Origin of the sequence: Comamonas sp. AG1104 (assembly GCF_003350425.1) — a bacterium.
GTDB classification, from domain to species: domain Bacteria; phylum Pseudomonadota; class Gammaproteobacteria; order Burkholderiales; family Burkholderiaceae_C; genus Comamonas; species Comamonas testosteroni.
In genome coordinates this window covers 623,797-645,844 of record NZ_QQAS01000002.1, presented here as the reverse complement: position 1 = coordinate 645,844, position 22,048 = coordinate 623,797, and the positions used below count along the sequence as shown (strand labels likewise).

At 61.4% G+C, this 22,048-nt stretch carries 23 protein-coding genes; 4 read left to right on the top strand and 19 right to left on the bottom strand.

Annotated features, from left to right (window positions below; translation table 11 throughout):
• Positions 1 to 10: 10 nt before the first annotated feature.
• The 6 genes from DFO48_RS07595 to DFO48_RS07570 form a co-directional block, all read right to left on the bottom strand.
• On the bottom strand, positions 11 to 535 hold the full coding sequence (locus tag DFO48_RS07595; RefSeq protein WP_034348967.1) for a GNAT family N-acetyltransferase: 525 nt from the start codon (positions 533 to 535) through the stop codon (positions 11 to 13).
• A 267-nt stretch (positions 536 to 802) separates the two neighbouring features.
• Positions 803 to 2,242, bottom strand: coding sequence for a coniferyl aldehyde dehydrogenase (locus DFO48_RS07590; protein ID WP_114863008.1), 1,440 nt, complete (start codon positions 2,240 to 2,242; stop codon positions 803 to 805).
• Positions 2,243 to 2,317: 75 nt separating this feature from the next.
• Complete coding sequence (locus DFO48_RS07585; protein ID WP_003076538.1) at positions 2,318 to 2,680, bottom strand: hypothetical protein; 363 nt, start codon at positions 2,678 to 2,680, stop codon at positions 2,318 to 2,320.
• A gap of 121 nt (positions 2,681 to 2,801) precedes the next feature.
• Positions 2,802 to 3,158: a hypothetical protein gene (locus tag DFO48_RS07580; RefSeq protein WP_003057863.1), complete on the bottom strand. Its 357-nt coding sequence runs from the start codon at positions 3,156 to 3,158 to the stop codon at positions 2,802 to 2,804.
• A 29-nt stretch (positions 3,159 to 3,187) separates the two neighbouring features.
• Positions 3,188 to 5,800, bottom strand: coding sequence for an ATP-dependent chaperone ClpB (gene clpB / locus DFO48_RS07575; RefSeq protein WP_003064338.1), 2,613 nt, complete (start codon positions 5,798 to 5,800; stop codon positions 3,188 to 3,190).
• A gap of 130 nt (positions 5,801 to 5,930) precedes the next feature.
• The gene (locus DFO48_RS07570; RefSeq protein WP_233506345.1) at positions 5,931 to 6,851 is read right to left on the bottom strand and encodes a helix-turn-helix domain-containing protein; all 921 of its coding nucleotides are present in this window, start codon (positions 6,849 to 6,851) and stop codon (positions 5,931 to 5,933) included.
• A 124-nt stretch (positions 6,852 to 6,975) separates the two neighbouring features.
• Between DFO48_RS07570 and DFO48_RS07565 the strand changes: the two genes are divergently transcribed.
• Positions 6,976 to 7,869 (top strand): DMT family transporter, encoded by an 894-nt coding sequence (locus DFO48_RS07565; protein WP_114863006.1) that lies wholly within the window; start codon positions 6,976 to 6,978, stop codon positions 7,867 to 7,869.
• Between the two features lie 88 nt (positions 7,870 to 7,957).
• Here DFO48_RS07565 and DFO48_RS07560 read toward each other — a convergent pair whose 3' ends face one another.
• On the bottom strand, positions 7,958 to 8,416 hold the full coding sequence (locus tag DFO48_RS07560; RefSeq protein WP_114863120.1) for a molybdenum cofactor biosynthesis protein MoaE: 459 nt from the start codon (positions 8,414 to 8,416) through the stop codon (positions 7,958 to 7,960).
• Positions 8,417 to 8,469: 53 nt separating this feature from the next.
• Between DFO48_RS07560 and DFO48_RS07555 the strand changes: the two genes are divergently transcribed.
• Complete coding sequence (locus tag DFO48_RS07555; protein WP_003057869.1) at positions 8,470 to 8,724, top strand: hypothetical protein; 255 nt, start codon at positions 8,470 to 8,472, stop codon at positions 8,722 to 8,724.
• A 13-nt stretch (positions 8,725 to 8,737) separates the two neighbouring features.
• Entirely contained in the window at positions 8,738 to 9,064 is a 327-nt protein-coding gene (locus DFO48_RS07550; RefSeq protein WP_003064330.1) for a hypothetical protein, read from the top strand.
• 85 nt (positions 9,065 to 9,149) lie between these two features.
• Here DFO48_RS07550 and DFO48_RS07545 read toward each other — a convergent pair whose 3' ends face one another.
• The 3 genes from DFO48_RS07545 to DFO48_RS07535 all read right to left on the bottom strand — a co-directional run bounded on the left by DFO48_RS07545 (position 9,150) and on the right by DFO48_RS07535 (position 10,836).
• Positions 9,150 to 9,737 (bottom strand): hypothetical protein, encoded by a 588-nt coding sequence (locus tag DFO48_RS07545; RefSeq protein ID WP_114863005.1) that lies wholly within the window; start codon positions 9,735 to 9,737, stop codon positions 9,150 to 9,152.
• Positions 9,734 to 10,093, bottom strand: coding sequence for a GIY-YIG nuclease family protein (locus tag DFO48_RS07540; RefSeq protein WP_114863004.1), 360 nt, complete (start codon positions 10,091 to 10,093; stop codon positions 9,734 to 9,736). Before DFO48_RS07540 ends, DFO48_RS07545 begins: the two co-directional genes overlap by 4 nt.
• Positions 10,094 to 10,263: 170 nt before the next feature.
• Complete coding sequence (locus tag DFO48_RS07535) at positions 10,264 to 10,836, bottom strand: TetR/AcrR family transcriptional regulator (RefSeq protein ID WP_003076554.1); 573 nt, start codon at positions 10,834 to 10,836, stop codon at positions 10,264 to 10,266.
• Between the two features lie 89 nt (positions 10,837 to 10,925).
• Between DFO48_RS07535 and DFO48_RS07530 the strand changes: the two genes are divergently transcribed.
• Positions 10,926 to 12,125 (top strand): MFS transporter, encoded by a 1,200-nt coding sequence (locus tag DFO48_RS07530; protein ID WP_233506344.1) that lies wholly within the window; start codon positions 10,926 to 10,928, stop codon positions 12,123 to 12,125.
• Between the two features lie 136 nt (positions 12,126 to 12,261).
• On the opposite strand, the gene DFO48_RS07525 is transcribed toward DFO48_RS07530, so the two are convergent.
• The 9 genes from DFO48_RS07525 to DFO48_RS07485 all read right to left on the bottom strand — a co-directional run bounded on the left by DFO48_RS07525 (position 12,262) and on the right by DFO48_RS07485 (position 22,028).
• On the bottom strand, positions 12,262 to 12,600 hold the full coding sequence (locus DFO48_RS07525) for a recombinase family protein (protein WP_114863002.1): 339 nt from the start codon (positions 12,598 to 12,600) through the stop codon (positions 12,262 to 12,264).
• A complete protein-coding gene (locus DFO48_RS07520) occupies positions 12,597 to 14,024 on the bottom strand; it encodes a short-chain fatty acid transporter (protein ID WP_114863001.1) in 1,428 nt (475 codons plus the stop codon). Before DFO48_RS07520 ends, DFO48_RS07525 begins: the two co-directional genes overlap by 4 nt.
• A 234-nt stretch (positions 14,025 to 14,258) precedes the next feature.
• Positions 14,259 to 14,513, bottom strand: coding sequence for a molybdopterin converting factor subunit 1 (gene moaD, locus DFO48_RS07515; protein WP_003076560.1), 255 nt, complete (start codon positions 14,511 to 14,513; stop codon positions 14,259 to 14,261).
• An 11-nt stretch (positions 14,514 to 14,524) separates the two neighbouring features.
• Positions 14,525 to 15,781: a gephyrin-like molybdotransferase Glp gene (gene glp, locus DFO48_RS07510; protein ID WP_114863000.1), complete on the bottom strand. Its 1,257-nt coding sequence runs from the start codon at positions 15,779 to 15,781 to the stop codon at positions 14,525 to 14,527.
• A gap of 14 nt (positions 15,782 to 15,795) precedes the next feature.
• A complete protein-coding gene (mobB, locus tag DFO48_RS07505; RefSeq protein WP_114862999.1) occupies positions 15,796 to 16,338 on the bottom strand; it encodes a molybdopterin-guanine dinucleotide biosynthesis protein B in 543 nt (180 codons plus the stop codon).
• Between the two features lie 129 nt (positions 16,339 to 16,467).
• Positions 16,468 to 17,892: a threonine synthase gene (thrC, locus tag DFO48_RS07500; protein ID WP_114862998.1), complete on the bottom strand. Its 1,425-nt coding sequence runs from the start codon at positions 17,890 to 17,892 to the stop codon at positions 16,468 to 16,470.
• Between the two features lie 155 nt (positions 17,893 to 18,047).
• Positions 18,048 to 19,244, bottom strand: coding sequence for a hypothetical protein (locus DFO48_RS07495; protein WP_114862997.1), 1,197 nt, complete (start codon positions 19,242 to 19,244; stop codon positions 18,048 to 18,050).
• A gap of 91 nt (positions 19,245 to 19,335) precedes the next feature.
• Positions 19,336 to 20,670: a homoserine dehydrogenase gene (locus tag DFO48_RS07490; RefSeq protein ID WP_114862996.1), complete on the bottom strand. Its 1,335-nt coding sequence runs from the start codon at positions 20,668 to 20,670 to the stop codon at positions 19,336 to 19,338.
• Positions 20,671 to 20,738: 68 nt separating this feature from the next.
• Positions 20,739 to 22,028, bottom strand: coding sequence for a pyridoxal phosphate-dependent aminotransferase (locus DFO48_RS07485; protein ID WP_003057902.1), 1,290 nt, complete (start codon positions 22,026 to 22,028; stop codon positions 20,739 to 20,741).
• Positions 22,029 to 22,048 lie beyond the last annotated feature (20 nt).

Here is a 22,048-nt window from a genome sequence, read left to right as displayed (position 1 = left end):
AACGCTGTGATCAGCCGTTCAGAGGACGCTTGACGCGCACTTCTTCAATCTTGATGCTGCCGATCACAGCCGTCTTGGCCGTGGACATTTCACGCTTGAAGCCTGCCATTTCATGGAAACGCAGGGCACGCTCATTGCGCAGCGGAATCCAGGCGGTCACATTGGTGCAACCTTCTTCCAGCAGACCATCACGGGCGGCGTCCCACAGGGCGACGCCAACACCTTGATTCCAGTGGGAAGGGGCAGCATAGATGGCCCAGATCTCGCCGGTGGTCTGGCGGGATTTTTCATCGCGGGAGCGGTCAAAGCCGACAAAGCCAACGATCTTGTCGCCGTCGATGGCGACCTGGACCTGTGGCTCACAGTATTCAATAGCTTCGCGCCAGTAAGCCTGGCGCTTTTCAACCGAGGACATGGCCTTCAGTTGATCATCGGGAACCAGACCTCGATAAGCCTCCAGTGCGGAAGCAGTATGGATCTGGGCAATCGCTTTTGCATCGCGAAGAGTAGCGGGACGGACCTGGATACTAGACATGGAAAAACCGGGGCGGAAACATGTAAGAATAGAAGGGCGTAATTGTCTACAGATTCAGAGTTTTGGCACGCGGTGCAGTGGTTAGCCATTTGCTCAACTGCGGCTGTTCGCAATTTCTTGCTATGGCGCAATCTATGTGCTATGCGCTCCACTAAGCAGAGCAGCAAGCCCGCAACCATCAATGGTTTGCGTCACATTTGATGACAATCTGGCAAGCGCTCACGACAGCACCGAAGCGCTCAATCCCTGTGCGACGGCCAAGAAATTTCAGAGCCAGCGTCGCATTAGGTCCATCACCCGATCGAATTTTTCCCCGAACGGCGGGTACAGCAGGGAAGTCGCCGCCCAGCGCGACTGCACGAAAACCGCCTTCTGGTGCACAAAGCGCAAAAAGCCCTGCTCTGCGTGATAGGCACCCCAGCCGCTGTCGCCGACACCGCCGAACGGCAAGTTCTCATGTGCCACATGCAGCAAGGTGTCGTTCACGCAGACGCCTCCGCTGACGGTGCGCATCAACACCGCATTGCGCTCGGCCTCGTCGTTGCCAAACCAGTACAGCGCCAGCGGGCGCGGGCTGGCGTTGATGGCATTGATCACGTCTTCGATATGCTCGTAGGAAATCACAGGCAGGATGGGGCCGAAGATCTCTTCCTGCATCAGCTGCATCTCGCCCGTGGCGCCGAACACCAGAGCCGGAGCGAACTGCCGCTCCACGGCCTCGCCCCAGGCCGTGGTGTCGCCGTCCGCTGCGGGGGCAGCCGCTTCATGCATCCAGTGCACCTGCGCTCCCAGGCTTTGCGCCTGGCGCAGCATCTGCTTGAGCCGTGCCAGATGGCGCTTGCTGATGATGGCCGTGTAATCCGGGTTGCCCGAGATGCGCGGGTACAGTTGCTGCACCGCCGCCTGATAGGCCTCGGCAAACTCCTGCTCCTTGCCGCGCGGCAGCAGCACATAGTCGGGAGCGATGCAGGTCTGCCCGGCATTGACCAGCTTGCCATAGGCCACCTTGAGCGCAGCGGCCTGCATATCGCAGTCCTGCGCAATGATGCAGGGCGACTTGCCCCCGAGCTCCAGCGTGGTCGGCGTCAGGTGCACGGCTGCGGCTTGCGCCACACGCCGCCCCACGGCCGTGGAGCCGGTGAACAGCAGATGGTCGAATTGCAGTCCCGAGAACTGCGTGGCCACGGCCACGTCCCCCTCGATCACGCAGAACTCTTCGGGTGCAAAGAACTGGGCGACCAGCTCGCCAATTTTTGCCGAGGTATGCGGCGTCAGCTCGCTGGGCTTGAGCATCACGCGGTTGCCCGCCGCCAAAGCCGTGATGGCCGGCGCCAGCGATAGCTGCAGCGGATAGTTCCAGGGCGAGATGATGCCCACCACACCCAGAGGCTGGCGCTCCACCCAGGCCTTGCCTGGCTGCAGCATCAGCGGCGTGCGCACGCGCTGACGCTTGCACCACTTGGGCAGATGCTTGAGCGTGTGCCGGAGCATATTGCGCACCAGCATCAGATCCAGCATTTCGGTCCAGCGCTCGGAGCGCACACCAAAGTCCTGCTGCACTGCGGCACAAAGCTGCTCGCCATTCTCATCCAGCATCTTCTGCAGGCGCAGCAAACGCTCGCGGCGCACCAGCACAGGTACATCAACCTGCGCGCGGCTGGCTTGGTATTGCAAGTCAAAAATGCGATGCAAGTCCATGTAGTTCATGCCTGTCTTCAAAACCTCTGCTCACTCGTTTTCATTCTTACCCAAGCCAGCACCTGTAATCGGACCAGCTTCCCCTCATACAGACATCTCCAGCGGCATGCCATCTGCACCAAATGCAATGCCGCGCTCTTCCAGCCTGGCACGCGCGGCATGGTGCACCACGCCACGCTTGGGAAGGCTGGATTCCAGCAGGCGGCGCAGCGTGGCTTCGCCGACATTGGCGTGGCGAACGACTTCCATGCGCACGCCCCAGAACTTGTCATCTGCAAAGCGGTCAAGAATCTCTGCATCCGCATCTGGATTCATCGCGGCAGTCGCCCGGATGGCTTGATTGGGGTCCGTCAGGAAAGGCTCCAGCTCTTGCACGTTGGCAGCGCCGCAGGCTGCAATGTAGCGGCGCTCCTCGGCAGCTTTTTGCTCAGGTGTCTTTTTTGCCATTGTGCCCTCGAAGAATTTGAATTCGTCCTTACTTCAGCGCAAGCGAGGTAAGTACCGCGTAAAAAAAGAGCCTGACACATACAAGCGCAGGCTCTTTGTTGGCGATCAGCTCGCAGCTCTATCAGGACTCATGGACCTCGCGCGGCTGCACATCGGTCACATCGCCGGTACCGGGCAGAACGCCGCGGCGCCCGCGGGTTTCACGCCCATCCTTTTTGGCATCGGCATTGCCCGACGATTGCGCCATCCACTCGGCCCCCGAGCGGTACACCGTCTGCCAGCCGGCAAAAGGACTCATGGCGCCCATGCTCATGGGCACCACGGGCTGGCCCGTGAGCCTGGCCCACAGGGCGCGCACGCCCCAGGCCAGGGCGATGAGGCAGGCCACGGCCATCAGGCACAGGAAGAACACCAGGCCCACCAGCATCAGCATGATGCGGACGGCCCAACGGGTTGCAGTGGCGGCGAAATCGTTCAAAGCAATACCTCTTTCTAGGGTTCGGGGCCTCAGGCAGTGCCTGCGGACTCGAACCGGAACACCCCGGGATCATTCACCGGGTCGACTGTCACAGCTATCGTACTCTTGGGCGGGAACTTTCCCTCAAGTAACAACTTGGACAGCGGGTTTTCAATACGCTGCTGGATGGCGCGCTTGAGCGGACGGGCACCGAACACGGGATCGAAGCCCACCTTGGCCAGCTCGGCCAGGGCTTGCTCGGACACCTGCATGCTCAGCTCCATCTTCTGCAGACGGCTTTCCAGCAACTTCAGCTGAATCCTGGCAATCGCCTCGATGTTCTTGGCATCCAGGGCATGGAAAACCACGGTTTCATCGATGCGGTTCAAGAATTCGGGTCGGAAATGGTTTTTAAGTTCCCCCCAGACCGCTTCCTTCACATCATCGGCATCCTCGCCAACCATAGCCTGTATCAAATGCGAGCCGATATTGCTGGTCATCACGATCACGGTGTTCTTGAAGTCCACCGTGCGACCCTGGCCGTCGGTCAATCGACCATCGTCCAGAACCTGCAGCAACACATTGAAGACATCGGGGTGGGCTTTTTCCACCTCGTCCAGGAGCAGCACGCTATAGGGCTTGCGGCGCACGGCTTCCGTCAGGTAGCCGCCCTCTTCATAGCCCACATAGCCGGGAGGCGCACCTATCAAGCGTGCCACAGAGTGCTTTTCCATGAACTCACTCATGTCAATGCGCACCAGATGGTCCTCGCTGTCGAACAGGAATCCTGCCAGCGCCTTGCACAGCTCGGTCTTGCCCACGCCCGTGGGGCCGAGGAACAGGAAGGAGCCGGTGGGCCGGTTGGGATCGGACAGGCCCGAGCGCGAGCGGCGGATGGCATTGGCCACGGCGCTGATCGCCTCCTCCTGACCCACCACACGCTCGTGCAGCTTGCCCTCCATGTGCAGCAGCTTGTCTTTTTCACCCTGCATCATCTTGGCCACGGGGATGCCAGTGGCACGGCTGACCACCTCGGCAATCTCTTCGGCTCCGACCTGGGTGCGCAGCAGCTTGTTGGCCGTTGCGCCGTCCTGGCCCTCCTCCTTGGCCTGAGCTTCATGCAGCTGCTTTTCGAGTGCGGGCAGCTTGCCGTACTGCAGCTCGGCAACCTTGTTGAAATCGCCCTTGCGCTTGAACTCCTCGATCTGGATGCGCAACTGGTCCACTTCCTTGCGGATCTGCTCCGAGCCCAGAGCGCTGGCTTTCTCGGCCTTCCAGATTTCCTCGAGATCGGCGTACTCGCGCTCAAGGCTTTCGAGCTCTTCCTCGATCAACTGCAGGCGCTTTTGCGAAGCCTCGTCCTTTTCGCGCTTCATGGCTTCGCGCTCGATCTTGAGCTGAATCATGCGGCGCTCGAGCTTGTCCATCACCTCGGGCTTGGAGTCCATTTCGATTTTGATCTTGGCCGCAGCCTCATCGATCAGGTCGATGGCCTTGTCAGGCAGAAAACGGTCGGTGATGTAGCGATGGCTCAGCTCCGCAGCGGCAACGATGGCGGGGTCGGTGATATCGACGTTGTGATGCGCCTCGTACTTCACCTGCAAGCCGCGCAGAATGGCAATCGTGTCCTCCACCGAAGGCTCGTCCACGATGACCTTCTGGAAGCGGCGCTCCAGAGCGGCATCCTTTTCGATGTATTTGCGGTATTCATCGAGTGTGGTCGCACCCACGCAATGCAGCTCGCCACGCGCCAGTGCGGGCTTGAGCATATTGCCGGCGTCCATGGCGCCATCGGCCTTGCCGGCGCCCACCATGGTGTGGATTTCGTCGATGAAAAGAATGATGCGGCCTTCGTCCTGTGCAATTTCCTTGAGCACGGATTTGAGGCGCTCCTCGAAGTCGCCGCGGTACTTGGCACCAGCCAGCAGGCCCGCCATGTCCAGCGACAGCACGCGCTTGTTCTGCAGGCTCTCGGGCACCTCGCCGGCCACGATGCGCTGGGCCAGACCTTCAACAATGGCGGTCTTGCCCACACCAGGCTCGCCGATGAGCACGGGGTTGTTCTTGCTGCGGCGCTGCAGCACCTGGATGGCGCGGCGGATTTCATCGTCGCGGCCAATCACCGGGTCCAGCTTGCCGCTGCGGGCACGCTCGGTCAGGTCCAGTGTGTATTTTTTTAGCGCTTCGCGCTGGCCTTCGGCTTCTGCACTGTCCACGTTCTGACCTCCTCGCACGGCATTGATGGCAGCCTCCAGGCTGGACTTGCTCACGCCGCTTTGCTTGAGCAAAGCACCGGCACGCGTGGCCGAGCCTGCGGCATCGGCCAGCGCCAGCAGAAACAGCTCGCTGGCGATGAACTGGTCACCGCGCTTGAGCGCTTCCTTCTCCGAGGCCTGCAGCAGCCGAGCCAGCTCCGAGCCGACCTGCACATCGCCTTGCTGCTGCACGCGCGGCAGATCAGCCATGGCCTGTTCGGCCAGGTTCTTGAGTTGTTGCACATTGCCGCCGGCGCGCTGCAGCAGCGCGCGCGGGCCGTCGTCCTGGCGCAGCATGGCTACCAGCAGGTGCAGTGGGTCGATGGTGGATTGATCAGCACCGAGCGCCAGGGACTGCGCGTCGGCCAAGGCTTCTTGGAATTTGGTCGTCAGTTTGTCAATTCGCATGGTTTGTCGCTTTCGCTCCAATCAGATTCATTGCCATTTATCTGATAGTCAAACAGGGGGTTTCAAGACCCTAATGCGCAAAAAACAGCAAAAGGCAGATCCACAACCACCCTGCTTGCGGTATATCAAGTCAAGCATCGCGCCAGCAGCGGGCCAGTTGCGTAGGAGTAAGCCCATAGTGCTTGCGAAAGCTGCGCAGCAAATGGCTGGCATTGGCAAACCCCGTTTCGGCGGCCAGCCATGCCAGCTGCGGCGTGCGCCCCCTCGCACTGCCTGTGCAGCCCTGCAGGCGGACACAGACCTGCTGCAGACGCCGCTGCATGACCCAGTCATGCACGGTGCAACCCATGCTTTGATGGAACATACGGGCAAAGTGATATTCGGACAAGGCCACGACCTGCGCCAGCGCGGGCAAGCTCAGGGCTTTGCTGTCGGCCAGATGGGCATCCACATAGTCAAGCACCTTGCGCCGGGCCGTGGATGACAGGCCACCCAGTGGTTTCAGCAGCTTGTGCCGCTGCCAGGGCGCCGCCGATTGCAGCACCAGCCGGTCCAGCACTTGCTGGCTCAGGCAGTCCGCCTGCCATATGTCGTGAGCCCCACTCCAGTCCAGTCGCCACAGCGCCTGTGCCCATTGCGCATAGATTGGGTCTTGGGAATAAATCTGTGGTGTCAGCGTAATGCTGCGCGGCTCGGAATCCAGCAGGCGCACCACACGGTCGGCCCAGGCAATATCCGAGACATACAGGTGCAGAAACTGCACGGGCTCGCGCACCAGCCAGCGCGATTCATGCTCGGCCGGGAGAACGCAAAAGCGCCCTGCTTCGCCTCGGGCCAGTGCATCGTCCTTGAGTTGCGATCCCCGACCTCCGGCCAGATAGACAGACAACGTGTGATGCCCTTGCTGGCGGTAGTGCACCTCATCATCGTGATTGGCCCAGATTGCCAATTCCAGCGACTGGCTCAAACCCGCTCTGCGCCTGATCTGGGCACGTGACCGAGCCAGTACATGACTCAGATGCGAAGGGGCGGATACAACGCTGGCGGGCATGCCTGCATTGTGGCGCCAGCCATCTGGCCGCGCTTGCTGCAGCGCCACAAAACCGCAGGAATGTGCAATGCAGAGCCAATCCAGGCGCGCAAGATCTTGGTTCTTCCAAGCACCAAGACTTGCCATGCTTTTACCTCTTTATGCCCTGGTCGTGCTGATCTGGGGCTCCACCTGGATCGCTCTCAAGATGCAACTGGGCAGCGTACCCGTAGAGCTGTCCATCGCCTACCGCTTTGGTCTTGCCTCCCTGGTGCTTTTTGCCTGGCTGCTGCTGACCCGCCAGTGGCGTGTCCCCCGCGGCGCAGCCATTCCACGCGTGCTGGGCCAGGGACTATGCCTGTTCAGCCTGAACTTTGTCTGCTTCATGCACGCCAGCGAGACCCTGACCAGCGGTCTGGCTGCCGTGGTGTTTTCCAGTGCCAGCATCTGGAATGCATTTCTGGCGCGAGTCATCCATGGTCGCAGGCTTGCGCCCAATGTGCTCGCAGGCAGCGCTCTGGGCCTGACGGGCCTGGTGATTCTGTTCTGGCCGGAGCTGCAGCAAGGTCAGCACGCCAGCTGGCAAGGTCTGTTGTGGGCGCTGGGTGGAACGCTGTGCTTTTCCTGCGGGAACATGCTTTCTGCATCGCTGCAGAGCCTGGGCTACAGGCCGCTGCACACCAATGCCTGGGGTATGCTGGCCGGCACGCTGCTGCTGGTAGCGTATGCGCTGATTGCCGGTCTGCCCTGGCACTTTGATACCAGCCTGCAATATACAGGCGCGCTGCTGTATCTGGCCATTCCCGGCTCGGTGATTGCCTTTACCGCCTACCTCACACTGGTGGGCCGACTGGGACCCGAAAAAGCCGCCTATGCCACAGTGCTGTTTCCCATTGTGGCGCTCAATATCTCGGCTCTGTTCGAAGGCTACCAGTGGACTGCTGCCGGCATGCTGGGCCTGATCCTGGTGATGGCTGGCAATGTACTGGTCTTCAAGCCACCCCGCTGGCTGCAGCGGAACAATCTACAAAAAGCATAGCATCCACCTCTCTTTCGTATTGCGTTTCAGATGATTTTTCAATTGAAACTCAATGGGTAAATGCGTAAGCAGCTATCAATTCATAGAATCACTGCCATCGCGCCAATGCCTGCTCATCGCTGACACGCGCATCCACCCAGCGGGCGCCTTGCTCGGTCTGCTCTTTTTTCCAGAACGGCGCTTCGGACTTCAGATAGTCCATGATGTATTCGCAGGCCTCGAAGGATTTGCCGCGGTGGGCGCTGGTCACGGCCACCAACACGATCTGGTCCATGGGCTGCAGCAGGCCGATACGGTGAATCACACGCGCGCCATAGATGCCAAAGCGCGCCACGGCCTTGTCGATGATGGCTTCGATCGACTTTTCGGTCATACCGGGGTAATGCTCGAGCTCCATGCTGGAGACGGCATCGCCCTCGTTGCGGTCGCGCACCGTGCCGACAAAGCTGCAGACCGCGCCCACGCGTGCATCGCCGGTGCGCAAAGCGGCAATCTCGGCCGAGAGGTCAAAGTCCTGGGTCTGAATGGATACACGTGCAGCAGTCATAGCCGCATTGTCGCAGGCCAGCATGGGCATGTCCGGCGCATTAGCATTGCGCCATGGCCACACAAACCATCAATCTGCCGGAGTACACGCTGTACCCCTCTCCGCGCAACGAGCACCGGATGATTTTCGAGTTCCAGCTCTTTGTGCCCTATCCCTATGAGCTGATCCATCTGCCCGACTACAACTTCAAGGGCAAGGCCACGCTGTTTGCCGCCCACCGCAAGCGCGACAACAAATCGGGCCAGCTCATTACCTGCGAGCTGGCCGTGGACATCGAGCGTTTCGAGCGCCTGTTCGAACCGAGCTAAAGGTCAAGGCTCTATGGACGATACCAGCCAGATTCAGCCGCCGCCCAGCTTTGCCGAGCTGTTTCGCACGCGCAGCGGCAAGCTGTCCGCCCCGATTGCCGAGGTCGTCGCACGCTATGAGCTGTGCGAAGACCTGGCAAGCCATCTGACCGAGCAGGCGCAGACGCTCTATCACTCGGGCAACTCCTCCGAAGAGCAGGTGCTGCTGGGCATGCATGCGGGCTTGGCCGCGGAGGGCTCGGTCGTCACGGCACTTGAAGCGGGCTGGATCGTGCAACGCCTGGCCGAGCTGCTGGAATGGCGTGCACCGCAGTTTCCCACTCCTGCAGACCCGGCCTGAAAGCCCGGACGGAACCGGTTTTCAGCGCTTTCAGACCAGCATTTTTCGCTTCAGATTTCAGGAACCTCTTCCACTCGAGAGCAGATCAGAAGGCTCCGGCAGGCGCATTGAGACGCTGCCAGGCCAAGGCCCGCCAGGCAGGCGTTCCGTAGGCGGCGACCAGATCTCGCCCTATGGCGGCCCAGGCCGGGTCGGCCGGTTTCAAGCCCAAGGCCTCGATGAACGGCGCTTGCACGATGAAGCACTGGCGCCGATAAGGCAGCAAAAAACCATCCGCCTGCTGTGCAAGCACGCTGCGCGCCTGTGCATACTCGCTGAACCAGATGTGCAGAAGAATGCCGCTACGCGGCACATGCCAGAAGCTGCCCATGTCATCTCCCGGTGCCGCCAGCGCTCCCAGCACTCGACGCGCCTGCTCCCAGTCGGCAAAGCCGACCTCGCGCGCCGCCTGATGCAGGTGATCGCGCAAGCTGGTCGAGCCCGCCGCCCCATCGCGCCGTGCACGGCTCAAGCGCACGCGGGCGCGCACCTTGATCTCGTCGACCAGGGCCTGCGGCGGCAGAAATCCGGAAACAGCACTTGCCCCCATGGCCGGACCCGACGGGTCAATGGCTACAGCACCAGCGGGCAGCGCTTGGCCTGAACTCATGACATTCACGGATGCGCCGCTCATGACTGCACCTCTTGCACCTTTTGCAGCTCTTGCTGCCACAGCGACAGCAGGGCCTGAAGTTCACCGTCATAGTCGAACAAAGGGTCGTCGCGTTCCTTGACGCGGTCCAGTACTTCGAAACGGAATGCCTGTGCGCCATGGCGGGCCCAGGCCTGGGCCATTGCCAGATCGCGCCGGGAGCCATGGCTCAGCTCGAACCGCAGGCGGTTGAGTATTGCATCCACATTGCGGCTGGCACCCAGGCGCAACAAGCCGGCAGCATCGCAGCGCACCGCGTAGATACCCATGGCGGGAAACGCCTGTTTGTAGTCCCGCGTCAGCGCGCGCCGCGCCTGGGGAAGGAGAGATGAAGTCATGACAGTGCTCCAGGTTGCATAGGAGCCTCCCGCGCTGGGCCCTTAGAACAACCATGGTCTGACAGAACATCGAATCGAGCGTGAACACGCTGCCGAAAGCAAGGGTGAGAGCCTCTTGTGCGGGCAGGCGCCCCTTAGCACCTGTGAGTCGCGATTCTAGTACAAGCGCCTCAGGCCTGCTTGGGCGTCAGGTGCTCGACCAGCTTGCGCCCGAAAGCCACATCAGGCTGCAGACCATAGAGAATGCGATAGACGATGGGTGCCACCAGTTGATCCAGCATGGTGTCCACATCGGGACCCGACTCGCCACGCGCCCGGGCCCGGCTCAGCACAATGCCGAGCTGGTCGCGAATGATGTCCACGCAGGCGCAAGTCACCTGATCCTCCTGGGTCGCCACCAAGGTATCGCGCAGCAAGGTGCGCCCCAGAGGCGAGCCCATTTCCTCGATGTATTGCTCGGTCCAGGCCTGCAGATCGCCATGCAGGCTGCCCGTGTCCGCCGGCTCGGCAATGGGACGGATGCGCTCCAGCGCCACATCGGCCAGCAATTGCGGCAGATCGCCCCAGCGGCGGTACAGCGTGGAAGGCGTCACGCCGGCTTCGGTGGCGATCAGGGGAAAGGTCAGCTCCTCGCGCGGCATGCGCTCCAGCAGTTTCCTCACCGCCTGATGCACGCTGGCCTGTACACGGGAGCTGCGCCCGCCAGGTCGGGATTGGACTGGGTCTTTTGCAATCATGGTCATTAAAGCTAAATATTTGCGTTAACAAAGAATTAACGCAGAATACGCAAACGCAAAAATTTTGCTTTTATGGTAGCGGAGCCTGCTTTCCCATGCCCACATCCTCTATATCCCTGACTGCGGCGTCCAGCACCCGCAATATGGCTGCTGTCGCCCTGACCCTGGCCAGTTTTCTGGCTGCGTCCAGCGCTCCCACGCCCTTGTATCGCCTCTACCAGCAGGCCTGGGGCTTTTCGTCGGGCATGCTGACCCTGATCTTCGCGGTCTATGCCTTCAGCCTGCTCGTCGCCCTGCTCACCATGGGCGCACTGTCCGATTACCTGGGCCGGCGCCCCGTCATTCTTGCCGCCCTGGGACTGGAGGCTGTCTCCATGCTGATGTTCGCCCATGCACAGGATGCGCAAGCCCTGCTCTGGTCGCGCGTGGTGCAGGGCTTTGCCACCGGCATGGCCAGTGCAGCCCTGGGCGCTGCCCTGCTCGACATGGACCGCGAACGCGGTGCGCTGATCAATACACTGTCTCCCATGATCGGCATGGCAGCCGGCGTGTTCGGTGCCAACCAGTTGGCCAGCCACGGCCATGACGGACTGCACCAGATCTACTGGTGGCTGCTGCTGGTATTTGCGGCATCGGCCTGGGCCATTGCCGTGATGCCTGAAACCGTCAGCCGCCGCAGCGGGGCCCTGGCCTCCATGCGGCCTCGCATCCGCCTTCCCGCGCATATCCGCCCGGCCTTCCTGCGCATGGCGCCGCTGGATATCGCCGCCTGGGCGCTGGCGGGCTTTTATCTGTCGCTGGGCCCCACCCTGCTGCGCGTGATCACCGGCTCCACCCTGATGGCAGGCCTGGCCGTGTGCATCAACACCCTGAGCGCGGCTGCGGCCATCTGGCTGCTGCGCCACTGGACAGCCCAGCGCATGCTGCGCTTTGGCGGCTCGGTGCTGCCGCTGGGCATCGTGATACTGCTGCTGGGCGTGGCCAGTCACAGCCTGACGCTTATGGTGGCCGCCTCCGTCATTGCCGGTGCGGGCTTTGGCGTGGGCTTTCAGGGGGCGCTGCGCAGCGTGCTGCCGCTGGCCGAGCCGCATGAGCGCGGCGGCCTGCTGTCCACCATCTATGTGCTGAGCTATCTGGCCTTCAGCCTGCCCGCCATCGCGGCAGGCCTGCTGACCCAGAGCCTGGGGCTGGTGCCCACCACCTATGGCTATGGCCTGATGCTGATCGTGCTGGGCTTGCTGGCACTGGCAGCCACAAGGCAGAAGCCCGCGACGTGCATGGCAGACAGGCGCTGAATCACGGCCTTGCGCTGTACTGCATGGCTCATTCGCTCCAGGCCAATGCTCACCAATTACCCTGCGCCATCAAAAAAGCCGTGCGGCAGAAGCTGCACGGCTTGAGATGCGGTGGCTATCCTCGGACCTAGGCCGACTAGGCAGCCTTCCAGTCCGCATAGCGGTTCAGAATGCGCTGCACCTGACCATGGGTCCACTCACCGCCCTTGGCGGCCGCAATGCCCCGCGCATTGAGTTCGGCCGCCATGGCGCGGTGGGTCAGGCCTTGCTGCTGCAATTCGGCGAATAGCGCTTCGTGCTGCCTGGCAAAGGCATCGGCCGCCGATTTTCGTTTTTCCACCGTGGCGCGGATATTGTCCGCACCGGCCGTACCCAGCTTGACTCCGCGCTCGCGCGCTTCAGCCAGAGCCCTGCGGGTGCGGGCACTGATCTCGGGGTTGACTTCGGGAGTGGACAAATCGGCGGTTTCGATCATGGAATTACAGGAGGGATATAGCTCAGAGTCTGACCCAGGAACCATAGCAGGAACAGCACCAACGGTGTGTGAACCAGCAATTGCACAAAGCTGAAACCGATCAGGTCGCGCGCCTTGAGGCCCAGCACGCCCAACAGCGGCAGCATGTAGAAGGGGTTGATCAGATTGGGCAGTGCTTCGGCGGCGTTGTAGATCTGTACCGCCCACCCCAGGTGGTAGTGCAGTTCATTGGCCACCTGCATCACATAGGGCGCTTCGATGATCCACTTGCCACCGCCCGAGGGCAGGAAAAAGCCCAGCACGGCCGAGTATGTACCCATCAGCAGCGCATAGGTGTCATGTGTAGCGAAGTGGGTGAAAAAGGTGGAGATATGGTGGGCAATCGAGGCACCATCCGCACCCTTTACTTCCGTCATGATGGCGGCGATGGCGCCATACAGCGGGAACTGAATCAGCACACCCGTGGTGGTAGGTACGGCGCGGGCCACAGCATCCAGAAAGCTGCGCGGACGCCAGTGCAGCAATGCACCTGCCATCAGAAATATCAGGTTGTAGGTGTTCAGACCCGAGATCGCCTGAATGAAGGGTTTGCTGGAGAACTCTTCCACCATCCAGCCCACGGTCAGTGCCACCAGCATGATGATGAGAATGGGGCTGTATTCCAGCCACTCGCCGGGACGGCTGGGCCTAGCCACAGCCTTCACCGTTTCGGCCTTGATATCGACCTCGCACTGGGCCGCATCACGCGCAGCCTTGTCGCTGGGCGCCGTCACATAGGCCACGACGATGGAGACCAGCATCAGCACGGCCAGCATCACGCCAGACTGCCACATGAAGATCGTCTGTGTGAAAGGAATCACGCCCGTGATGGCCAGAATGCCCGCAGGCAGGCTGGCTGCATTGGCTTGCAGCTGTGCGGCCGACGAAGAAATGCCCAGCGCCCACACGGCCCCCAGGCCCAGATAGGCAGCGGCACCGGCGGCGCGGTAATCCATCCTGATATCGCTGCGTCGAGCCAATGCCTTGACCAGCAGGCCGCCGAACACCAGGCTCAGGCCCCAATTCAGCAACGATGCCGTCATGGACACGAATGCCACCCAGGCCACGGCCTGACGACCTGTCTTTGGCACTCGCGCCAGTGTCTCGATCAGGCGTGAAGCCGGAGCCGAGCTGGCCACCACATAACCGCCAATCACCACAAAAGCCATTTGCATGGTGAAGGGGATCAGACTCCAGAAGCCTTTGCCAAAGGCCTTGCTGGTTTCCTGCGCGGGCACGCCGATCGCAAACGCGGCCAGCACCACGATGAAGATGCCGACCACGGCAAACACCCAGGAATCCGGGAACCACTTCTCCGCCCAGCTGGCGCAGCGCATGGCAAAGCGCGCAGAGCGGGTCTCCTCCATATTGACGTGAGTTGTCATGAGTAAGTGCTTTCTGTCTTTCTTGTAGAAAGCGCGGATTCTCCAAAATGAATCTCGTCAGATTCATGAAAACAGCCCCCTGGAAAACCCTAGTAAGCAATCTCACGATCAAAGCTGGCACCTGGAAACCGGCAAACAGCAAAAAGGCCTGTGCATGCGGTTTGCACAGGCCTTCTGTGGGCTTCAGGCTTCTTCAGAGCCCTTTCGAGAGGCTCACAAGCACTCAGAGACTCATCAGCCCCCGGTCACTGGCGGAAAAAACGCCACTTCGTCGCCATTGCTGAGCACGGCATCGGCATCACAGATATCCTGGTTCAGCGCCATGCGCACGGCCTTGCTGGCTGCCAGCACCTGGGCAGCCGCATCGCTGCGGCTCATCAGTTGCTCGCGCAATGCCCCCACGGTAGTGGCCGGGGTCTGCAGGCTTTCGCTGCCCGTACCCAAGGCTTCCCGGATAGAGGCGAAATATCGAATCGTAACGGTCTTCATCTCCAACTCCATCAGGCCATGAGCTCGGCAAATGGGATAAAGCGCACGCTGTCTCCCATGGCAATCGTGGTGCCGGCAGGGTTGTCCACCACGCCGTCGCCCCAGGCCGTGGAAGTCAGCACGCCCGAGCTCTGGTTTCTGAACAGCTCCAGCCCACCGCTTTCGTTGTAGCGCACCCGCAGAAACTCTCTGCGCTTGTCGCCCTTTGGCCAGACGAAATCGGCGCGCGCCTCTATGGCTCGCGGCAGCACATGCTGCACGCCCTGCAGACGCAACAGGAACGGGCGCACCAGCACCTGGAAGGTGACAAAGCTCGAGACCGGGTTGCCCGGCAGGCCGATGAAGTGCGCAAAGCCCGTGCCGGACTCGCGATTGACGCGGCCATAGGCAAAAGGCTTGCCGGGCTTGATGTTGATCTGCCAAAGATCCAGCTGTCCCAGCTCCTGCACCGCGGGCTTGATATGGTCTTCCTCACCCACGGAGACGCCGCCGCTGGTGACGATCACGTCGTGGTCCATGGCGGCGTCGGCCAGTGCGGCAATCGTGGCCTCGCGGTCGTCGGGAACAATGCCCAGATCCGTCACCTCGCAGCCCATGCGCAACAGCAATGCACGCAGGAAGAAGCGGTTGCTGTTGTAGATGCTGCCCGCTGGCATGTCCTGCGGAGCGACGGTGCCGGGCATGACCAGTTCATCGCCGGTGGAAAAAAGGGCCACTCGCGGCTTGCGGGCCACCTGCAGGCTGGCGAAACCCATGCTGGCAGCCAAACCAAGGTGGGCTGGCGTGAGGCGGGTGCCGGCCTCGATCACGGTCGCTCCCTGCGTGATGTCCTCGCCCGCGCGGCGAATCCACTGACCGCCCCGTGGCTCGACCTTGATGCGCACGCGGCCGTCCTCGAGCAATTCGCAGTCCTCCTGCATGACGACGGCATCGGCCCCGGCCGGCACGGGTGCGCCCGTGAAGATGCGGGCGACGGAGCCTGCAGCCAGGGCCTCAGGTGAGGTGCCGGCGGGAATGCGCTGCGACACCGGCAGCACCGCCGTGCCGCCCACGCATTCGGCGGCGCGCACTGCATAGCCGTCCATGGACGAGTTGTCCTGAGGCGGCACCTGCAGCGGCGAGACGGCGGCCTGCAGCAACACGCGGCCATCGGCATCGAAGGTATCCACCAGCTGTGCGCCGGCCTGGTGCCGGGCCTGGGCCAGCAGCTCCTGCAGGGCCTCGTCCAGAGGCTTGAGCGGCTTGCGGGGCGTCTGTGATGCTTGCATTGCTGTGTCTTTCCTTAGTTCTTGTATTGCAGAGAGTCCGAATGAGCCAGCAGCCATTGCAGCACAAGCTGGGGCTGGTTCAGATCCAGTACAGGCTGGACAGGCGCTTGCGGCAGGTCATGGGCAGCGTCGGTGGCCACGGCCAGCACCCGGGAGTCCTGGGCAAACAGCGGCTCCAGGCTCTTGCCCTTGTCCAGCCTGTCCTGCTGCAACCGCCAGACCTCGATCTTGGGCAGCTCGCCATGCTTGAAGCCTTCAACCAGCACCCAGTCCACGCTGGGGTCCAGCTGCGCCAGCATGTCGTGCACGCTGGGCTGCGCAGGCTGCTCGTATTCGCGCATCAACGCCATGCGCCTGTCGGATGCGAGCAGCACCTCGTAGGCACCGGCCTTGCGGTGGCGCCAGCTGTCCTTGCCCTCGCGATCCACATCAAAGTCATGGTGGGCATGCTTGATGACCGAGACCCGCAGCCCGCGCTGCTTCATCAGCATCACCAGCGCCTCGACCAGGGCGGTCTTGCCCGCGCCCGAATATCCGGCAAAGCCTATGACCTTCATCTTGATTTCAATATGTTTTTGATAGCTACCAACGCTCTATGGAAAAGCTCAAAATACCAATTTTATCCAAAGAAAAAAAGCACCTGTCGCCAAGCCACAGGTGCTTTTCAAGCTTAGCGCCGCAGGACTTTATCTGCAGTTTGCGGCGATAAAGGCCTTGACCTTGTCCACGTCGGAAGCCATGACGACCACGCGCTTGGGCAGGTCTTCGATGCCGTTGAACTTGGCGGGACGGTCGGGCTGGCGGCCCAGCGCTTCTTCGATCGTTGCGGCAAACTTGATGGGCAGAGCGGTTTCCAGCACCAGCATGGGCTCGGCACCCAGATGCTCGCGCGCCACCTTCACGCCGTCGGCGGTATGGGTGTCGATCATCTGGTCAAAGCGCTCGAAGGTGTCCTTGATGGTGGCCAGGCGGTCGGCGTGCGTGCTCTTGCCGCTCACAAAACCGTACTTGCCGGCCGCATCCTTGAAGGCGGGATCTGTGCTCAGATCGAACTTGCCCGCCTTGGCCACGCCTTCAGCGAACAGTTGCCTGGTGCGCACGCCGTCGCGCCCCACCAGGTCGAACACAAAGCGCTCGAAATTGCTGGCCTTGGAGATGTCCATCGAGGGGCTCGATGTCTCGTAGGTATTGGCCGAGCCTCGCACCTGGTAGACGCCGGTGCGGAAGAACTCGTCGAGCACATCGTTTTCGTTGGTGGCTACCACCAGCTTGGCAATGGGCAGACCCATCTGGCGCGCCACATGACCTGCGCAGATATTGCCGAAGTTGCCGGAAGGCACTGTGAAGCTCACCTTCTGATCATTGGATCGGGTGGCTTGCAGATAACCGGCAAAGTAGTAGACCACCTGGGCCAGCAGACGTGCCCAGTTGATGGAGTTGACCGTGCCGATCTTGTACTGGGCCTTGAAGGCGTGGTCGTTGGAGACGGCCTTGACGATGTCCTGGCAGTCGTCGAACACGCCTTCGATGGCGATGTTGTGGATGTTCTCGTCCTGCAGGCTGAACATCTGCGCCTGCTGGAAGGGGCTCATGCGGCCGTGGGGGCTGGTCATGAAGACGCGCACACCCTTCTTGCCGCGCATGGCATACTCGGCCGCGCTGCCGGTATCCCCGCTGGTGGCACCCAGGATATTCAGTTCCTCGTTGCGGCGGGCCAGTTCGTACTCGAACAGATTGCCCAGCAGCTGCATGGCCATGTCCTTGAAGGCCAGCGTGGGGCCGTTGGACAGGGCTTCGATGTGCAGCACGCCGTCGAGCTGACGCACGGGCACGATGGCGTCGCTGCCAAAGACTTCCCTGGTATAGGTCTTGGCACACAGGGCGCGCAGATCCTCGGCCGGAATGTCGTCGATATAAAGCGACAGAATCTCGAAGGCCAGGGCCGCATAGCCCTTGTTGGCCAGCGTCTCGCGCAGCTGGCTCAGCTTGGCATCGTCAATCTGGGGATACTCGACGGGCAGGTACAGGCCGCCATCGGGAGCCAGGCCTTCGAGCAAAATGTCGCAAAAACGCTTGCGGTCAGCATGGCCGCGGGTGGACAGATACAGCATCTCAAACTCGCCAAAAACTAAAATTCGGAACGGACAGCCAAACGGACAGAAGTCATGCCGCCAAGCCGACCATTATCGGTCAGCAAGCCCGATTTGACTGTGCGCGAATGCAGAGACCGGCCAACGCCATTGCCTCATATCGCGCCGGATGGGGCTCAGGGCTGGAAATAGCGTTGCGCCCCCGGCTTGATATAGGGCTTCAGCTCCTTGAACGGGACACTGACGCCGCTGCCCAGGCACACTCCCATGGCGTGACCTATGCCTGAGATCACAAAACTCATCTTGTCGGGCTTATCGAACATCAGCGCCATGTACTGGGGCAGCAGCTCGGTGCACTCCTTGTCATCCTCGGAATGCCGGTTCACGGCCTTGCTCAGAAAACGCGACAACCGATCACCGTATTCCAGCTTGTACTCGCCATATTTCACGTCCTTGAGCAGGCGGGTGAAGTCCATATAGCCGCCCCGCAGCAAATCCAGCACAAAGGGGTCGTAATGATTGTTGGGGTGCGCGCCACCGCAACCGGTTGAACCGGACTCCACCACACTCATCAAGGCACTTGAGAGGTAGGTCACCTTGATCGACTCGTTATTAAAGTCCCCCAGTGAGCCTGCCGCCGGACCAGCGTTCTGGTAAATCGAGCCCACACAGGCCAGCGCCTCCAGACTCATGCCCCAGTGGCGCTGCTCCAGAACGGTATTGGTCTGCGCCAGAATTTTGCTATCCGGGTGACGCGTGAGGCGCGGATACCAGAACTGGGTACGCGCATCGCGCACCGGCCTCCAGGCCAGAGTGGGGCTGACCACCACTTCCTTGCCCTGCTCCAGCTTTTGCTCGGCCACTTTCAGATAGTCGTAGGGCGTGGCCTGTGCCGAGATGGCAACGCCCGATGCAATACCGCTGCCCGCACCTTGCACAATCGCCAACGTCACGGCCTCCACACCGAATGGCGCTATCTTTTCAGGGTCGTACTGCGCAATATGGGTAAGGGCTAGCGGCAGTTTCTTGCCGTGAATATCATCCACCCATTCACCTGCCAAAGCACTGCCTTGCTGGCGCAGTTGCCAAACGATGCGGCGCTGTTGGGAGTCGGTCAACACAGGAGGCTCGCCACCGCTTTCACGCGCCCAGTCGTTATTCAAAGGACGTGCTTCAGACAGCGCACTCAGCGCGCCCCGGAGTGGAATATCCACTCCATGGCGCAGATAGAAATAGCGCCCCTGGCGTTCGCCACCCTCACCCGGCTTGCCCAGCGCCATCACCACCGCCGAGCCGCCCAGCGTGCCACGATAGACATCGACGGGCGCCGCTTGCGCACCCGCTGCCACTAAAAACAAAAAGGCTGACGCCATAACGCGCCAGCCTTTGAAGGAGTTTGCAATACCGACACCGCACTGAACAGGGAATAAACCGGTTTGAGTGCGACGGTACATGCTCAAGTCCTTAGTTCAGCTCTTCCTTGCGGATGCGGGTGATGGGAGCCAGCACCGTGGGCAGGCCCTGGATTTCCGCCAGAGCCTTGTCCATATCCCCTTCGCGCGTGTCGTGCGTGAGGATGATCAGGTCGGTCTGGGTCGAGCCTTCGCCACCCACTTCGTCGGCTTCGCGCTGCAGCACGGCATCGATGCTGATGCCGGCATTCGCAAGCAGGCCGGTGATCTTGGCCAGCACTCCGGCTTCGTCGGCCACGCGGATGCGCAGGTAGTAGCTGGTCACGACCTCGGCCATGGGCAGCACGGGCAGCTCGCTGCCGGCGGCAGCCAGGCTGCTGCTCTGGAAGGCCAGGGCAGGTACGCGGTGGGCAGGATCAGAGCCGTCCATGCGGGCGATATCCACCAGGTCGGCCACCACGGCGGAAGCGGTGGGCTCGGACCCGGCGCCCTTGCCGTAGTACAGCGTGGTGCCCACGGCATCGCCGTTCACCACCACGGCGTTCATCGCGCCTTCCACATTGGCAATCAGACGCTTGGAAGGCACCAGCGAGGGGTGCACGCGCAGCTCGATGCCCTTGTCCGTGCGCTTGGTGATGCCCAGCAGCTTGATGCGGTAGCCCAGTTGCTCAGCGTAACGGATATCGGCACCGGCCAGCTTGGTGATGCCTTCTACATAGGCCTTGTCGAACTGCACGGGAATGCCGAAGGCAATCGCGCTCATCAGCGTAGCCTTGTGGGCCGCATCCACACCCTCGATGTCGAAGGTGGGGTCGGCTTCGGCATAACCCAGACGCTGCGCTTCCTTGAGCACCACGTCGAAGTCCAGGCCCTTGTCGCGCATTTCGGACAGGATGAAGTTGGTCGTGCCGTTGATGATGCCGGCCACCCACTGGATGGAGTTGGCAGTCAGGCCTTCGCGCAGTGCCTTGATGATGGGAATGCCACCGGCCACGGCAGCTTCATAGGCCACCATCACGCCCTTCTCGGCTGCGGCCTTGAAGATTTCCGTACCGTGCACGGCCAGCAGGGCCTTGTTGGCGGTCACGACATGCTTGCCGGCCGCGATGGCTTCCAGCACCAGGGCCTTGGCAATGCCGTAGCCGCCGATCAGCTCGACCACCACATCGATATCGGGGTTGGCGATGACTTCACGTGCGTCGCCGACCACCTTGACCTTGTCACCCACCACGCTCTTGGCGCGTTCGGTATCCAAGTCGGCGACCATGGTAATTTCAATGCCACGACCCGCACGACGGCGAATCTCGTCTTGGTTGCGTTCCAGCACATTGAAAGTACCGCTGCCTACGGTGCCAATGCCCAACAGGCCTACTTGGATGGGTTTCATAAGTTCTAAGGTCAAAAAAGCGCTGAAGCGCTTGAAAATCAAGCGCCACCAGCTATCAAAAAGATGAGTTACGCGGCTTTCTCAGCCTTGGCAGGCTTGAGTGCCTTTTCTGCCGGCACTGCCTTGGGCTTGTCCGTGCCATGGCGCTTGCGGTACTTCTCGAGGAAGGCTGCCAGCCGGTTGATGGCCTCGCGCAGATCTGCCTCATGCGGCAGGAACACGATGCGGAAGTGATCAGGCTCGGGCCAGTTGAAGCCCGTGCCCTGCACCAGCATGACCTTGGTTTCCTGCAGCACTTCAAGGAAGAATTCCTGGTCGTCCTGGATGGGGTAGACGGCGGGATCAAGGCGCGGGAACATGTACAGCGCGCCCTGGGGCTTGACGCAGCTCACGCCGGGAATGGCGTTGATCAGCTCCCAGGCGAGATCGCGCTGCACGCGCAGGCGACCGCCCTCCTGCACCAGGGCATCGATGCTCTGATGACCGCCCAGTGCCGTCTGCACCGCCCATTGGCCGGGCACATTGGCGCACAGGCGCATGTTGGAGAGCATGTTCAGGCCCTCGATGTAATCCTTGGCGGGCTTTTTGTCGCCCGAAATCACCATCCAGCCAGCACGGTAGCCGCAGGAGCGGTAGGCCTTGGAGAGGGAATTGAAGGTAATGGTCAGCACATCGATGGACAGGCTGCCCAGCGGCGTGTGCTTGGCATCCTCGTACAGCACCTTGTCGTAGACCTCGTCCGCGAAAATGACCAGGCCATGCTCGCGCGCCAGCTCCACGATCTGCAGCAGCAGCTCCCTCGAGTACAGGGCACCCGTGGGGTTGTTGGGGTTGATGACGACGATGCCCTTGGTGCGCGGCGTGATCTTGGCGCGGATGTCGTCCATGTTGGGCATCCAGCCATTGGACTCGTCGCACATGTAATGCACGGGCGTGCCGCCGGACAGGCTGGTGGCAGCCGTCCACAGCGGATAGTCGGGCGCAGGCAGCAGCATCTCGTCGCCGTTGTCCAGCAGCGCGTTGGTGGCCAGGCTGATCAGCTCCGAAGCACCGTTGCCCAGATAGATATCGTCCAGCGTCACGCCCTTGATGCCCTGGCGCTGGGTTTCGTGCATCACGGCCTTGCGCGCCGCGAAGATGCCCTTGCTGTCGGAGTAGCCTGCCGAGTTGGGCAGGTTGCGGATCATGTCCTGCTGCACTTCCTCCGGAGCATCGAAGCCGAACACGGCCAGATTGCCGATATTGAGCTTGATGATCTTCTGGCCGTCGTCCTCCATCTTCTTCGCCGCGTCCATGATCGGCCCGCGGATGTCGTAACAGACGTTTGCTAATTTGGCGGATTTTTGAACGGTTTTCATGCGAATCAATACAAAAGGAT